General features: G+C 41.0%; 16 protein-coding genes, 1 pseudogene and 1 riboswitch. Of the genes and pseudogenes, 16 read left to right on the top strand and 1 reads right to left on the bottom strand.

Annotation, left to right across the window (positions count from 1 at the left end):
- Nucleotides 1-23 precede the first annotated feature (23 nt).
- The 7 genes and pseudogenes from BAE31_RS12395 (at nt 24) to BAE31_RS12365 (ending at nt 6,348) form a co-directional block, all read left to right on the top strand.
- Complete coding sequence (locus BAE31_RS12395) at nt 24-1,325, top strand: pyrimidine-nucleoside phosphorylase (RefSeq protein ID WP_041087525.1); 1,302 nt, start codon at nt 24-26, stop codon at nt 1,323-1,325.
- 151 nt (nt 1,326-1,476) lie between these two features.
- Nucleotides 1,477-1,961 (top strand): annotated as a pseudogene (locus BAE31_RS12390) (MarR family winged helix-turn-helix transcriptional regulator).
- Between the two features lie 13 nt (nt 1,962-1,974).
- Nucleotides 1,975-2,613: a nitroreductase family protein gene (locus BAE31_RS12385; RefSeq protein WP_041108448.1), complete on the top strand. Its 639-nt coding sequence runs from the start codon at nt 1,975-1,977 to the stop codon at nt 2,611-2,613.
- 25 nt (nt 2,614-2,638) lie between these two features.
- On the top strand, nt 2,639-2,932 hold the full coding sequence (locus tag BAE31_RS12380; protein WP_024423933.1) for a putative quinol monooxygenase: 294 nt from the start codon (nt 2,639-2,641) through the stop codon (nt 2,930-2,932).
- Nucleotides 2,933-3,121: 189 nt separating this feature from the next.
- On the top strand, nt 3,122-5,506 hold the full coding sequence (locus tag BAE31_RS12375) for an immune inhibitor A domain-containing protein (protein WP_076840552.1): 2,385 nt from the start codon (nt 3,122-3,124) through the stop codon (nt 5,504-5,506).
- Between the two features lie 210 nt (nt 5,507-5,716).
- Nucleotides 5,717-5,971: an ORF6C domain-containing protein gene (locus BAE31_RS12370; protein ID WP_012011773.1), complete on the top strand. Its 255-nt coding sequence runs from the start codon at nt 5,717-5,719 to the stop codon at nt 5,969-5,971.
- A gap of 5 nt (nt 5,972-5,976) precedes the next feature.
- The gene (locus BAE31_RS12365) at nt 5,977-6,348 is read left to right on the top strand and encodes a DUF1304 domain-containing protein (protein WP_024423930.1); all 372 of its coding nucleotides are present in this window, start codon (nt 5,977-5,979) and stop codon (nt 6,346-6,348) included.
- A gap of 34 nt (nt 6,349-6,382) precedes the next feature.
- Here the strand turns inward: BAE31_RS12365 and BAE31_RS19710 are convergent, their stop codons facing one another.
- A complete protein-coding gene (locus BAE31_RS19710) occupies nt 6,383-6,547 on the bottom strand; it encodes a hypothetical protein (RefSeq protein WP_003214630.1) in 165 nt (54 codons plus the stop codon).
- A gap of 255 nt (nt 6,548-6,802) precedes the next feature.
- Between BAE31_RS19710 and BAE31_RS12360 the strand changes: the two genes are divergently transcribed.
- From BAE31_RS12360 to licT, 9 genes are all read left to right on the top strand, one after another.
- The gene (locus tag BAE31_RS12360) at nt 6,803-7,459 is read left to right on the top strand and encodes a type 1 glutamine amidotransferase domain-containing protein (RefSeq protein WP_076840551.1); all 657 of its coding nucleotides are present in this window, start codon (nt 6,803-6,805) and stop codon (nt 7,457-7,459) included.
- Between the two features lie 141 nt (nt 7,460-7,600).
- A complete protein-coding gene (locus tag BAE31_RS12355; RefSeq protein ID WP_076840550.1) occupies nt 7,601-8,728 on the top strand; it encodes a hypothetical protein in 1,128 nt (375 codons plus the stop codon).
- Nucleotides 8,729-8,784: 56 nt separating this feature from the next.
- A riboswitch (TPP riboswitch) is annotated at nt 8,785-8,888 on the top strand.
- 87 nt (nt 8,889-8,975) lie between these two features.
- Nucleotides 8,976-9,662, top strand: coding sequence for a thiaminase II (gene tenA, locus BAE31_RS12350; protein WP_076840549.1), 687 nt, complete (start codon nt 8,976-8,978; stop codon nt 9,660-9,662).
- Entirely contained in the window at nt 9,659-10,258 is a 600-nt protein-coding gene (locus BAE31_RS12345; RefSeq protein ID WP_025093768.1) for an ECF transporter S component, read from the top strand. The genes tenA and BAE31_RS12345 overlap by 4 nt, the downstream gene beginning before the upstream one ends.
- Nucleotides 10,233-11,831 (top strand): ABC transporter ATP-binding protein, encoded by a 1,599-nt coding sequence (locus tag BAE31_RS12340; protein WP_076840548.1) that lies wholly within the window; start codon nt 10,233-10,235, stop codon nt 11,829-11,831. Before BAE31_RS12345 ends, BAE31_RS12340 begins: the two co-directional genes overlap by 26 nt.
- Nucleotides 11,821-12,555 carry an energy-coupling factor transporter transmembrane component T family protein gene (locus tag BAE31_RS12335; RefSeq protein ID WP_041108431.1) on the top strand — a complete coding sequence of 245 codons (735 nt, stop codon included), beginning with the start codon at nt 11,821-11,823 and terminating at the stop codon, nt 12,553-12,555. The genes BAE31_RS12340 and BAE31_RS12335 overlap by 11 nt, the downstream gene beginning before the upstream one ends.
- Before the next feature lie 150 nt (nt 12,556-12,705).
- Nucleotides 12,706-13,545 carry a methyl-accepting chemotaxis protein gene (locus BAE31_RS12330; RefSeq protein ID WP_076840547.1) on the top strand — a complete coding sequence of 280 codons (840 nt, stop codon included), beginning with the start codon at nt 12,706-12,708 and terminating at the stop codon, nt 13,543-13,545.
- A 168-nt stretch (nt 13,546-13,713) separates the two neighbouring features.
- Nucleotides 13,714-14,529 (top strand): YwqG family protein, encoded by an 816-nt coding sequence (locus BAE31_RS12325; RefSeq protein WP_076840546.1) that lies wholly within the window; start codon nt 13,714-13,716, stop codon nt 14,527-14,529.
- Between the two features lie 235 nt (nt 14,530-14,764).
- A complete protein-coding gene (gene licT, locus BAE31_RS12320; RefSeq protein WP_034281373.1) occupies nt 14,765-15,598 on the top strand; it encodes a BglG family transcription antiterminator LicT in 834 nt (277 codons plus the stop codon).
- Nucleotides 15,599-15,682: the final 84 nt, after the last annotated feature.

The raw sequence follows: 15,682 nt of genomic DNA, 5'->3' as shown, positions 1-15,682 counted from the left end.
TAAAAAAAGGAATGGTGAAAACAATGAGAATGGTAGATATCATTGCGAAAAAACGTGACGGAAAAGAATTATCTTCAGAGGAAATTTCTTTCTTTGTCAAGGGTTATACGGACGGAACAATTCCTGACTACCAAGCAAGTGCCTTGGCTATGGCGATTTTCTTCCAAGATATGACGGATCAAGAACGTGCAGACTTAACACTCGCTATGGCGAACTCAGGAGATACAATTGACCTGTCTGCCATTGACGGTATTAAAGTAGACAAGCACTCAACAGGCGGTGTAGGTGATACAACAACGCTTGTACTCGCTCCTCTTGTTGCGGCGCTAGATGTACCTGTTGCGAAAATGTCAGGGCGCGGTCTTGGGCATACAGGCGGTACAGTGGACAAGCTTGAAGCGGTCAAAGGCTTCCACGTAGAAATTACAAAAGACGAATTCATCGAGCTCGTGAACCGTCATAAAGTAGCGGTCATTGGCCAATCAGGCAACCTGACACCAGCTGATAAAAAGCTGTATGCTCTTCGTGATGTAACAGGAACTGTTAACTCAATTCCGCTAATTGCAAGCTCCATTATGAGTAAGAAAATTGCTGCTGGTGCAGATGCGATTGTACTTGATGTGAAAACAGGCGCAGGTGCTTTCATGAAAACACCAGAAGACTCAGAAAAGCTTGCAAAAGCCATGGTACGCATCGGAAACAACGTAGGCAGACAAACAATGGCGGTTATCTCTGATATGTCTCAGCCGCTAGGATTAGCGATTGGAAATTCTCTTGAAGTGAAAGAAGCGATTGACACACTCCGAGGCGAAGGTCCTGAAGACTTAAACGAGCTTGTGCTCACATTAGGAAGTCAAATGGTCGTTCTTGCGAAAAAAGCAGACACACTTGATGAAGCAAGAGAAAAGCTGATTGAAGTGATGAAAAACGGCAAAGCACTTGAGAAATTCAAGGAATTCTTAGAAAACCAAGGTGGAGACAGCTCAATTGTGGATCAGCCTGAAAAACTGCCGCAAGCACCTTACAAAATCGAAGTACCTGCAAAAGAATCAGGTGTCGTAGCTGAAATCGTCGCGGACGAAATTGGTGTTGCAGCGATGATCCTTGGAGCAGGACGCGCAACAAAAGAGGACGATATCGACCTATCTGTCGGCATTATGCTGAACAAAAAAGTGGGCGATCGTGTTGAAAAAGGAGATTCACTTGTGACTCTGCATGCGAATCGTGAAGATGTTGCAAATGTCATGGAGAAAATTTATGACAACATCCGCATTGCTGATCATGCCGATGCACCAACATTGATCCACACAGTCATTACTGAATAAAGAAAAAGGACAAAAGTGATTCGTCGCTTTTGTCTTTTTTTATGGTCATTTTAGGCTCATTTTTTTCTATTGAAATAAAAAAATTCACTTTATGAAACAAACCTCTTGCAATCATCAAACAATGGGTGTATATTAATTGACGAGTCAATGATTGATATATCAAGTAATTGATTTCTGAATAGAAAAGAGGGGATAGCATTGACTGCATTTTGCTCTGAAGAGGCAGAGGTATTATATCGTTTGCAGTGCGTGAACCGTATGATGGGCGTGAAGTTCGAAGCATGCACGGGCATCAGCCAATCAAGACTTGAGTTGCTATCGCTGTTATTCCAAGCCGATGAAATCAGCCAATCAGATTTGCAGAAAAAAGTAAATATTGATAGTGCAGCTGTGACGCGTCATTTAAAACAGCTGGAAACAAAAGGAATGGTCACACGCAGAAGAAAACCAGAAGATAATCGAGTCACACTTGTCCGCTTAACAGAAGAAGGTAGAACGAGAATCGAAGCTTCTAAAATAGAAAAAGAACGATTTATCTCAGAAATGCTTGAAAACGTAAGTGAAGAAGAACGAAGGCTTCTCACTGATGTGCTCATCCGTATACAACAAAACATCGAAAAGATTCAAACAACCTAAAGGAGTGTTACAAATGGCTACAACATTAAAAACAAACGATTTTATGGAAATTATGAAAGGGCGCCGCTCTATTCGTAACTATGATCCATCTGTGAAAATCAGCAAAGAAGAAATGACAGAGATTTTAGAAGAAGCAACAACTGCACCATCATCAGTAAATGCACAGCCTTGGCGCTTCATGGTGATTGACAGCCCAGAAGGAAAAGAAAAGCTTGCACCACTTGCAAAATTCAACCAAACTCAAGTGTCAACATCAGCAGCTGTCATTGCAGTTTTTGCAGATATGAAAAACAATGAATACTTAGAAGAAATTTATTCAAAAGCAGTAGAAAATGGCTACATGCCGCAAGAAGTGAAAGAAAGACAAATTGCTGCATTAACTGCACATTTTGAAGTTCTTCCAGAACAAGTGAACCGTGAAACAATCTTAATTGACGGTGGACTTGTGTCTATGCAGCTTATGCTTGCTGCACGTGCACATGGTTATGATACAAATCCAATTGGCGGATTTGATAAAGAAGTCATCGCTGAAACATTTGGCTGGGATAAAGAACGTTATGTACCAGTCATGCTTCTATCCATTGGGAAAGCAGCTGACGAAGGTTATGCATCTTACCGTTTACCGATCGACCGTATCACAGAGTGGAAATAATTTTTTAAAAAAGGGAGACGATCACATGATCATTATTCATGCAGGGATGACCATTCATCCAGAAAAAGAAAACGTATTTTTAGAAGAAATTAACGAGTTAATGAAAGCTTCACAGGCTGAAGAAGGCAATGTTTCCTACAAGCTGTTCAAGGATACAGAAAAGGAAAATACCTTTTTAATGGTAGAAGTGTGGAAAGATGACGCTGCGGTTCAGAGCCATAATGCAAGTGCTCATTTCCAGGCTTTCGTCGCGAAAGCAAAAGAATTTTTAGCCGCTCCACTTGACGTGGTTGCCTTTCAAGGCCAGCAGCTTTCATAGAAAAACAACAAACACCCTAGGCGGTTATCGCCTAGGGTTCTTTTATTTTCGACATATGGTTCCACCCATTTCATTCACGTATTGTGCATTTTCCACAAAATTTCTGAAAATAAAATGTTTTTCGACTTAACTATATTGGAATATGCTAGAATTAGATATTATTTATTACCAAAATAGGGAGGAACCAATATGAAAAAAGGGAAATGGACGAAAATTGCACTAACCGCTGTCCTAAGTTTAGGCACATTGACAGCTTTTAGCACCCCTCTATCTGCCCACACCACAGAAAAATCAACATCCTCAGATGGCGGTCATTATTCAGGTATTCCATTTGACTCAAGTGTCGTGAATGAAGACCGTCTCGTCAAAGCCTTGAAAAAACAAGGAAAGATCAAAAAGAATGCCAATGAGGCAGAAACCCAAAAAGCATTAAAGAACTATCTAAAGAAAAAAGAAGAATCGGCAATGAAACAAAGTGCCAGCACCTTAACAGAAGAGCCTGAATTCCTGAAAGAATACAAACAAGAGGTACATAACAAACTTGCCAAAAAGAAAAAATTAAAGAAGCATAAAGGAAAAGAAGGCAATCAAGTAAAACCGGTCAAAAAGGAAAAGTATAAAGGTGACGTCCGCAATGATAAAGTATTGGTTTTATTAGTAGATTTTAAAGATTATAAGCATAATAGTATCAAAAAAGAAGAGACTGATATGTACTATGACAAGTACGATCAACAGCACTATCAAGATATGCTTTTCGGAAAAAATGGCTACATCGGTCCAGATGGGAAACGGAAAGTATCCATGAAGCAATATTATGAAAAGCAGTCTGGCGGCAGTTACACAGTTAGTGGAACAGTTGCAGGATGGTATACAGCGAAGCATGAAGCAGCTTATTACGGCGGGAACGTACCTGACGATTCAGGCAGTGACGGCAGACCGCGCGAATTGGTGAAAGAAGCACTCGAAGCAGCAGCAAAAGATCCGAATATTGATCTCAGCGAGTATGATCAATGGGACCGCTATGATATTGATGGCGACGGGGTTTATAACGAGCCAGACGGCATCATTGACCATCTGATGGTCGTTCACGCCGGCGTAGGTGAAGAAGCAGGCGGCGGACAACTTGGCGCTGATGCGATTTGGTCACACCGCTGGTCACTTGGTGATGTATTTGAAATTCCGGATACTGAATCTGAAGTTGGTCAAGACGGGAAATTAGGCGCGTTGGATTACACCATCGAGCCTGAAGATGGCGCAGCAGGTGTGTTCACACATGAATTCGGACATGATCTTGGTCTTCCTGACGAGTACGATACACAGTACACAGGCAGAGGAGAGCCCGTTTCTTACTGGTCGATCATGTCAAGCGGAAGCTGGGCAGGTAAAGTTCCTGGTACGGAACCAACAGGCTTTAGCCCATATGCGAAAGAAATGCTCCAAAATCTGCATGGAGGCAACTGGCTTTCTGGACAAACCATCGATGGTAAAACATTAAATAAAAGCAAAACAGTATTAATTGATGAAGCAGCAACAAAAGGAACAAACCATGATGCCGTTCGAGTCGATTTACCAGATAAAGAGATTGTCGTCACGACACCTGCTCAAGGGAAATATTCGTACTTCAGCGGAACGGGTGACAATTTGAATGCAACCATGACGACAACAGGTATTGATTTGTCAAAAGGAAGCAAAGCAGAGCTGACATTTAAAGCATGGTACGATATTGAAGAAGATTATGATTATGCGTATGTCGAAGTGCGTGAAACAGGGACTGATCAATGGAAGACCATCGCGGGTAACATCACGAATGATCGAAATGAAGCAGGTGCAAACGAAGGCAATGGCATCGACGGAAAATCAGACGGCTGGGTAGATGCAGCCTTTGACCTGTCTGCTTATGCAGGGAAGAAAATCGACCTGCAATTCCGTTACACAACTGATGCAGGCTATGCACTTCCAGGCTTATTCGTAGATGACCTGAACGTCACAGCAGATGGAGCGAAAGTATGGTCAGATGATGCCGAGGGCACGTCTACTTTTACCTTTAATGGATTCTCAAAATCTAATGGAAAACAATATGCAGCACAATACTATTTACTAGAGTGGCGCTCTTATGCTGATGTCGATAAAGGCTTAAAGCATATTAAACGCGGGTCAAGTCTGATGAGCTATAATAACGGGTTGGTCGTTTGGTATGTCGATCAATCATACAGTGATAACTGGGTAGGAAAACATCCGGGGAACGGCTTCCTTGGCGTAGTAGATGCAGATCAGCAAGTATTAAAATGGAGTGATGGTTCCATTGCCGCAACAGGGTTCCAAGTACATGATGCAGCATTCTCTTTGAATCCAAGTACGAAGCTGAATATAGATTATACAGCCACAACGGGCTTAACTTTGCAAGATCGCTACATTCGCCCGGCTCGTACATTTAGTGATAAAAAGAACTATGTGAATCCAAACAACCCAGATGCAGGACGCGATGTACCGACATATGGGTTATCCTTTAAAGTCGTTGGACAAAGTAAGGATCGTTCTGTTGGAAAGGTATTAATTTCGAAAAGTGAAAAGTAACTAAATAGAAAGCCGGATTCTATCATTGAATCCGGCTTTTTGATATGTGAGAAAAGGATTGTGAGGGCACGATTGTTTTTTCAATCGAATGTCTGTTCTTTTTTATTTTGATATCCGAATGAAACCATTATATAATAGACACTGGAAGGTTTTTCTTTTAACCAAGATTCTTTTTAGCTGTTAAAACAAAGGAAAGGATGAGCGTTACCAATGAGTTGTGTCACTGCCAAGCAATTAAAGGTGATTCGAGGGACGATGCAGACTTTTTGCAGCCATTTGGAGTATGATGGCCACGGTAAGCTTCATATCAATACCATCATGGCTTTTATTAAAAAGGAATTCGGCGTGAGAAAAATGAAAGACATTCCACAAAGTCGCTTTACAGAAGCGCTAGAATTAATACAAGACTTTGATTTATACACGGACAAAATAGAGATTCGTGACCGTCTATCAGAAAGGAATTAACTAAATTGAATATTTTAGCAATGATTTTAGTAGGAATTGTCGCATTAGAACACATTGTCATCATGTTATTAGAAATGTTTTTTATGGAATCAAAGATGGCGAAGCGTTCTTTTAAGCTGCCAGAACACTTGCAAAAAGATCCAAATGTCAAAGTGATGTTTGCCAATCAGGGGCTTTATAACGGGTTTTTAGCTGCAGGACTCATTTGGGGGCTCATTCTTGGATCGAATACCGTTGGATATATGATTCAGCTGTTTTTCATTCTTTGTGTGCTCATCGCAGCAGTATTTGGCGGTGTAACATCCAATAAATCAATTATCATCAAACAAGGAGTACCAGCACTGCTTGCACTCATTGCACTGATGCTGGCGATCTAATCTTAAATAAAGCCGCCCCTAGTGAGGGCGGCTTTTATCTTTTTCGAAGACCCATTAAACGAATAATGGATGTCAGACAAAGGGCAACGGCAACGGCCAAAATGATTTTTCCGTACATGACCCCCGTTAGGTTCATCAAAAAGACGGCCAATATAATACAGAGCGTGATAATGATCATCACAATCGAATAGGTTTTCATCTCTTTTCCACTCCTTTAAAAATCTCCTCTTGTGACGAGAGATCTGTCAAACTTTCCTCATATTATATCACTCAATGACAATTTTACATGAAATTCCCTACCAATAGAATGTGACATATTGATTAGATTTGGAGTCATACCATATTTTTTAGAAAATCGGGTATATCATAATGAGCTGGCCTAAAGTCATATTGCTTGATATTTAATTGTGCAAAATATAAAATAGCCACAGGATAAATCGAAAGGATGATCAAGATGAGTAAGAAAGTGTTATTAGTATCGACAAGCAGCCCGGAAATGAATGGACATCCAACAGGCTTATGGCTAGAAGAGTTAGCAGAGCCATTTCATATTTTTAAAGAAAATGAACTAGAAGTACAAATTGTCTCTATTCAAGGTGGCGCTGTACCAATTGACAAAAATTCAATTCCTGAAGGTGTCCCAGCGCAGTATCAAGATGTGTATGAATTACTTCAAGACACAAAGGCGCTTACAGATGTGAATCCCGCTGATTATGACGGAATTTTCTTTGCTGGAGGACACGGCCCTATGATCGACTTTGCGTCTAATCAACTGGTAGCGGATGCGATCTTAGCGGTTTCAGATAAAAATGGTGCGATCGGAGCCGTTTGTCATGGCGTTTCAGCATTCGTTGATGTGAAGGACCAAAATGGCAAATCATTTATCGAAGGCAAAAAAATCACAGGCTTCACAAATGAAGAAGAGGAAGCCGTGCAGTTGACATCAAAAGTTCCATTTTTATTGGAAACAAAACTTCGTGAGCAGGGGGCAGCGTTTGAAAAAGGAGAGGCCTTTGCGCCATTTGCTGTCGTTGACGGACAAATCATCACTGGACAAAACCCGGGATCAAGTGCAGAAACAGCACGCTTGTTTGTCAAAACCATTGTATAAAACGATCAAAAACCAGTCGTGACTCATGCGGCTGGTTTTTTTGTTATAAAAATGTCCCAAAAAAGACCAAAACAATAATTAGAATAATGGTAAAATAATCACAGGGTAAAAAACCCAAATGAGGAAAAAGGGGATGTTCCTGTGAGAGCATTTTATGTCAAAATCACCGCAGCTTTACTGTCTGTTTTACTCGTCGCAACAGGTTTGTTTTCACCAGCATTAAAAGCAGAAGAAGCACCGAAATCAGAAGGGAAAATATCACCACTGACGGAAAAAGCGATTCAGCAAGTGCAAGAATCGTTTGAAAAGCAGGATGAAGGAACCGCTATTCAACAGAAGCAAGTGAAAAAATCATTTAAAGTGAATAAGAAGAAAGGAATCAGTATCAAACGAAAAGCTGCTAAAGAAGGCAAAATGCGCACGTCTGCCGTTCGCTCCATTGATGGACTAGCTATTAATCAATCGGCTGTCTTAACAGAGGACGACCCAGTTGATTTATGGTTTTTAAGCACATCTTCACCTCAGGCACTCATCAGCCGGATTACCTCTTCAAATCCTGATTATTTTGTTCAATTATTTGTTGTTGATTATGAAACAGGACAAGCCTACCCGACAGATTTAATTCAACCGGCAGGCAGCCTGCTTGGATTGACCAATTTACCAGCAGGTGATTATGCATTCGGTATTACAAGCGGCGGAGAATTTGGAGATTCCTACACGATACAAGTGAATGCAAAAAACCCGCCCAATTTCACGGGGGCTGTATCCCTTTCGTCCACCTTTCAATATTTTGTAGCTGAGTATGCAAACGGTGATGTTTTCGCAAATGGTACAAAAGTGTACAATAAGCAAACAAAGACAGCAAATTATGAATGGGAGCGTGTTTTTTATTTCTCTTATGATGGAAAATACGAACAAAGAACTCATTCAATCTCAAGTGTGAAAGTAAAAAGTATTTCGGCTCCTGTGTCATACTCAGCTCCTTATGCGAGCTCCTCAGAAGCCATCCTCGTTTACTTAGATGTTGAGACATTGTTTATGTACCATCAATCATCATATGCAAGCGGGCAATATTACCATGATACCTTTGTTGATACACTCGGGAAGACAACACCAAGACGCTTAGATATTGATGATATGACAAATTACGGTGATCATATTTTAGCTGTAGATTTAAAAACAGGAAAGCCGATTGATTTCTTCAGTGTTCTGAATTTCTACTATGCTGCAGGGATCGAGAAGCTGCCAACAATCAGAACGTTGAATTAAGAAAGGCGGTTGACATCAAATCGCCACATGTGTAGAGTAAAGATAATTAAATGACAAAAGTCCACTAGGGGAGTCATGTATGACTGAGACAAGAGAAAATCTTGGACCCTTTGAACCTGATCTAGTTCGTACTAGCGGAGGGAAGTGGAGCTGGACCTTGTCTTATTCATGATTGAATCGATAAGAAGGCCGCTCCATTTGGGGTGGCTTTTTCATTTATTCAACTGAAGAAGAGGAGGCTTTTTTTATGACATTTTCTACGCAATTAAGGAAAGAAGCAGAACCGTTATTTGAAGCCATTTATCAGCATCCGTTCGTCAGAGGCCTGGCAGCAGGAAAGCTGGAAAAGGAACAAATCATTCATTACGTCAAACAAGATGCAGAATACTTACAAGCATTCATTAAAATTTATGCAGCAGCGCTCAGCAAATGTACAGACAGAGAGGATATTGCGTTTTTTCATCAGCAGATTGCGTTTGTACTAGATAGTGAGACGCACCCTCATCAAAACCTTTGCCGAGTGGCAGGAGTAGCATATGATGAGCTCCAAGGTGCTTCTTTGGCTCCGAGTGCTCACCACTATATACATCATATGTTGCAAGTTGCGCAAGAAGGCACGCTTGGTGAAATCATCGCTGTCCTGCTTCCATGTCCTTGGACATATTGGGAAATAGGGAAACGAATGCTTACAGATGTGCAGCCAGACCCGTCACATCCGTTTTATGAGTGGATCACATTTTATGGAGGATTAACTGATTCTGTCACAGGTGAGCTTTGCAGGCGGCTCGATCAATTGGCGGAAGCAGCAAGTGAGAAGGAAAAGGAAAAAATGAAACAGCATTTTATCTTAAGCTGCCAGCTCGAGTACAAGTTTTGGGAAATGGCCTTCACTGTTGAAGAGTGGCCAGTTCAACTGGAGGTGCATTCATCATGACATGGAAGATGAAAGAAGTCGTCCTTGCGGTGATTTTATCTGTTGCGTGCGGTGTGATCTATTTAGGGTGGTCCACGCTATACTTACCGATTACAGCACTTGTTGGCCCAGCAGGAGGCAACATCATGTTTGGAATATGGGTCATTGCCAGTCCAATCGTTGCATATATCATTCAAAAGCCGGGGGCTGCTCTGATTGCAGAAACAGCCGCCGCGGCTGTGGAATTATTGACAGGCAGCCACTTTGGACTTTCAGCTCTGCTGATTGGTGTATGCCAAGGGCTTGGGGCAGAAATCGCCTTTGCTCTTTTTGGTTATAAACGGTATCGCATGTGGACACTGATGCTCTCTGGTGCCTTTGCCGCTATCGGAGCGATGGCGTACAGTCTCGTGGCAAATGGCTTTGGATATTATACGCCTCAAGTTTTACTTATGACACTTGTGACTCAAATCATTAGTGGAATGATACTTGGCGGCTGCCTTGCGAAAGTGGTGGTGGACGCACTATCCAAAACAGGTGTACTGAATCAATATGCCATCATGAAAGAAAAACGAAACAAAGGTGAACAGCATGAATTCATTTCTCGCGTGCAATGAACTCTCTGTCCGTTTTTATGAACAGCCTAAGCCCGTTTTGCATCAAATCTCCCTTACGATTCAAAAAGGGGAAAAGGTGCTTATTTTAGGACCGAGCGGAAGCGGGAAATCCACGCTCATTTCGGTTCTGGCTGGAATCATTCCAGAGCATGTGGAAGCAGACATGCAGGGTGAAGTGGTGCTGCAAAGACATACAGGCGTCATGTTTCAAGATCCAGACTCTCAATTTTGTATGCACCGCGTCAATGAAGAAATTGCCTTTAGCTTAGAGAACCGTTCCGTCCCTCGTGAAGAGATGGATGACATCATTCAGCAGCTCATGCAAAAAGTCCAACTGAATGTCGATCCGCATACAGAGATTCACAATTTATCTGGCGGCATGAAGCAGCGATTGGCACTTGCTTGTCTACTCGCATTACAGCCGGATGTTCTATTCTTTGATGAACCAACCGCACAGCTTGATCCGGCAGGTAGAATGGACATATTTCAACTGCTGCAGCAGCTTGCAGCCGATCAGCAGCAGACCATGATTTTTGTAGAGCATGTGCTTGACGGAGTCATCGAATGGATGGACCGGGTGATTTTATTAGATGATCAAGGCAGCATTTTAGCAGATGGATCTCCAAAAGATGTGCTCGCGGCATATGAGGAAGAAATGAAAGAGGCAGGGATTTGGCGGCCAAAATTATTTCCCGAGAAATGGTCCACGATTATTCAAGATCCATTTCATCCACTAAGTCAAACCTTTATGCAAACTTTTAAAGCACGAAAAGAGCAGCGAGAAAAAGTGCCATCAATCGAACGAAAGACAATGATTCGTACAGAAAATCTTCAATTAAGCTACGGGAAAAAAAGGATTATGAGTGATCTCCAGCTTGATATCAAATCAGGGGATTGGGTGGCGATCATTGGGGAAAATGGAAGTGGAAAAAGCACACTTCTCAAGCATTTGGTTCGTTTAGAGCCAACGAAAAAAGGCCACATTTTCTTAAAAGATACACTCCTAAAAAAGTGGTCAGACCGAGAACTATATGAAAAAACAGGCTTTGTGTTTCAAAATCCGGAGCTTCAATTTATACAAGACACAGTATTCGATGAAATTGCCTTTGGCGGCAGACAGCGAAACTGGCCAGAATCTGTCGTACAAGAAAAAACGGTTCAGCTGCTGAAAGAGTTCGGTTTAGAGAAGCATGAAAAAGCACATCCCTTCACCTTAAGTTTAGGGCAAAAAAGAAGATTGAGTGTTGCCACGATGCTCCTCTTTGATCAAGATGTATTGCTGTTAGATGAACCGACTTTCGGGCAGGATGAAAAAACGGCGAAGGAATTGATGAGGCGTTTAAAAGAGCGTCAGCGCCAAGGCACGACCATTGTGATGGTCACACATGATATGGAGCTTGTCGATGAGTGTGCCGATCAAGTGCTTCTGTTTCATCAAGGGAAGCATGTGTATCATGGCACCCCTTATGATTTATTTTCAAATCAAGAACTTGTCGATGCTTATCAGCTGAGAGCTCCTTTACATTATCGCTATGTGGCAGAAAGAAAGGACGTGCTGACGATTGCAAAGTAATCACTCCTTTCTTTCTACTGTGAATCCAGTCATGAAATTACTCGCTCATCTGCTTGCGATGGGCTGTCTCATGTCGATTTCTGACCCTAAAACTACCTTTATCATTTGGCTGTTTGCTCTTGGCATTGGAGTTGTTTTAGGTGGATGGAATATGAAGTATCTCGTTACAAGGCTTGTCCCTTATCTGCTCTTTTTTATTCTCGTGTTCTGGATGATGGCGGCCTTCGGCAAGGGGGATCATACCGTTTGGAAGTGGGCATGGTTTCATATCACAGAGGAGAGTTTAAGAAATGGGCTCACCATCGCTTTTAGAATGCTTGGATTTGTGACATTTGGTCTCCTTTTTACGTCCACAACAGATTTGACGGCATTTATGATGAGTCTGATTCACCAATGCCGAATGTCCCCAAAATGGGCGTATGGCATGCTTGCCGGCTTCCGGTTTATTCCGTTATTTCAAAGTGAATTAAAACAAATGAAAGCGGCACATAAAATCAGAGGCTACAAGCAAAAAAACAGCTGGAAAGCCTTTATGCGTTATGCATTGCCCCTTTTTACACAAGGTGTACGAAAATCAGAGCGCTTAGCGATTGCGATGGAAGCCAGGGGCTTCACAGGGACGAAAGAGCGAACGTATTACCATATCATCAGCACCTCATGGATTGACTATATGTATCTTTTTCTCATCGGTATCAGTGTCTTCATGTGCATTTACTTTGTTTAAAAAACACCCACATTCTCTTGATAGAATGTGGGCTTTTTATATGTCTTAGGTCATTTGATTGATATTAGTGCACATTACAGGCTGTAATAGATCATATAACGAACCGATAAAGAAGGTGTACTGAGAAATAGAGAGGATGAACGTAAGCGAATGTCACAGAGAATTGATAACATAATAGACGCTTTACCAATCATTGGACTTGCTATGAGAGAGCAGCTAACCTTTTCTGTTTTAGGGAAAGAGAAGGTTCTTTATTATCAGCAGCATGGGAATATTGATTTAGGATTTAAAGCTGGTGATACAGTAGATGCTGGATTCCAAAACTTTGCGATGCTGAAAAATGGGAGAGAACCATCGTTTATTCAAATTCCGAAAGAAGTATACGGGATTCCAATGGATATCGTAGCCGTTCCAATTACTGATGAATCAGGTCAAGTGGTTGCTGCCTTCTGTGTGGCCTATGACCAAACGAATCAACAACGATTAGATTACATCATGACGGAAAGCAACGAAGCTTCCGAAAAACTAGTCGCTATGGTACAGCAGGTTGCCGCACATTCAGAGGAACTACAAGCGACAAGTGAACAAATTCTACAAAATACGAAAACCACTGTCGAAAATTCCTCTAAAATCAATCAAGTGTCCAATCTCATCAAGGGTATCTCTGATCAAACGAACTTACTTGGACTCAACGCATCAATAGAAGCTGCAAGAGTAGGGGAAGCAGGAGCAGGTTTTGGAGTGGTCGCAACAGAAGTGAGAAAGCTGTCAACTCATGCGAAACAGGCGACGACTGATATTGAAACAGCCCTAAAAGATGTGCAGGGATCGATCAAAGGAATGGAAGAAGAAATTGCGCAAATTGTCGCTTCCTCTGAGCATCAGGCAGAGCTAGTAGGCACTTTTACAAAAATTATTGAAGGTCTTCACGAAACAAACGAAACGATGAAAGCATTAGCAAACGACTTAGTAAACTATCAAGTGAAATAAAAGAACGACAAAACCTCCAGCTGAATCGGAGGTTTTTTTACATTTTAAGAAGATAAACTTGTTAGGATTTTGACCGATTTATCACTGACAGCCAGGGTACACTTCTGTATGATAGAAAAAGAGATACAAGTTTTGTCATTAGACCTATTCATAAGGAGGAAGATCATCGTGACACAATCAGCGAAGCTGCAGGAAATACTTGCACCCTACCGTCCGTTGTTAGATGAAACGGAAAAACCAATGATTCAATTGCAGATGAAACAAGGAAAAACAGGACCATACGACAGCAAAATAGCTGGTGATCCTTATTTTCCAAAAAACGACGAATATCCAGTTGACGGCGAAGGACATCCTATGAAACTTTTGACACAAATTAATTTCGGCCAGCTGCCCAAGCTGAAGGATTATCCAGAAACAGGACTTTTGCAAGTTTTTATTTCAGTGCATGATGATCTTTATGGGATGAATATTGACCATAAAACAGAGCAAAAAGATTTTCGCATCAAATTTATTGAGGAACCTTTCTTGGCAGAAGAAGAGTTAATGACTGATTTTTCTTTTGTGAAAATTCCAGATGATTTTTATTTTCCTGTGACGAAGGAAGGCGCGATTACAGGTGAATTATCAAGCGAAACGATCAGTGTAGGAGATTTCCGCTTTGAAAAAGTCACAGGAAAGAACAGCTGGGACCTATTCGAAGATGCAGATGGTGTTAATGGCGATGAAGCAGATGCCCTGCTGGATGAATTTTATGAAACAGCGAGTGGCTTTGGTCACAAATTGGGCGGGTATCCAGGGTTTACACAAGAAGATCCGCGTACCTATGTAGATCAAGAACATACCGTTCTGTTATTACAAATTGACTCAGATGATGAAGTAGATTTGATGTGGGGAGATTGCGGTATTGCCAACTTTTTTATCAAACCAGAAGACCTTAAACGAAAAAATTTCGAGAATGTCGTCTATAATTGGGACTGCTCTTGATTTTGTAAAATACACACTTTAAACACTCTTTTTAGAGTGTTTTTGTGTATGTTTTTAGACTTTTTTGCCCCTATTTCGTCATTTTTGAGAGGTAATATGTCATTCTTTCTAGTTGACCGTATCAAAAAAAAATGTAAAATCATCTTAAAGTCCTCTTTTTTGAAAATAATAATAACATGACATATGAATCAACGATAAAATGCTCGAAAAAGCGGAATGTACTGGGGGGTATCAATTGATCATTTCTAAAGTAATCAATAATAATGTTGTCAGTGCGTATGATGACGAGCAGCATGAGCTGGTCATTATGGGCAGAGGGATCGCGTTTCAAAAGAAAAGCGGAGACCCGATTGACGAAGAACGAATCGAAAAAGTATTTTCTATTCAAAATAAAGATATATCAGAAAAATTCAAAACCCTGCTTTATGATATTCCAATCGAGTATATGCAAGTGTGTGAGGCGATTATTGAGCATGCGAGAACAACCCTTAACAAAAATTTAAATGACAGCATCTATGTGACGCTGACGGATCATATTACCTTTGCCATTGAACGTCATCAAAAAGGAATGGACATCAAAAATGCCTTGCTCTGGGAAATCAAACGGCTGTATAAAGATGAGTTCAGATGCGGTTTAGAAGCTATTCGAATCATTGAGGACAAGCTGAGCATCCATCTTCCTGAGGATGAAGCCGGCTTTATTGCCATGCATATTGTCAATGCAGAGCTCAATGAGGAAATGCCAAACGTTATTCAAATCACCAAACTCATTCAAGACATTTTAAACATCGTTAAGTATCACTTTCAAATTGATTTGGACGAGGAATCATTAAATTATTTCCGTTTTGTTACGCATTTGAAGTTTTTTGGTCAGCGTTTGTTTAACGAAACACAAATGGAAAATCAAAATGAGTTTCTGTATGAAGTGGTAAAAGAGAAAAACACCGCAGCTTTTCAGTGCGCAGAAAAAATTAACGATTATGTTCAAAAAGAATACAACCGAAGTCTCATAGAAGATGAAATGCTATATTTAACTTTGCATATAGACAGAGTAATAAAAAGAAAATAAATTCAAAAAGAAAGCGTTGACATCACAAATTTAACATGATAATTTATAACTATAAACTAAATAACCCACAATCTTTTAGGATTG

Origin of the sequence: Bacillus sp. I-2 (genome assembly GCF_001974945.1) — a bacterium.
Classification (GTDB): domain Bacteria; phylum Bacillota; class Bacilli; order Bacillales; family Bacillaceae; genus Bacillus; species Bacillus safensis.
The sequence above is the reverse complement of the archived record's forward strand: the minus strand, read 5'-3'. Positions and strand labels throughout refer to the sequence as shown.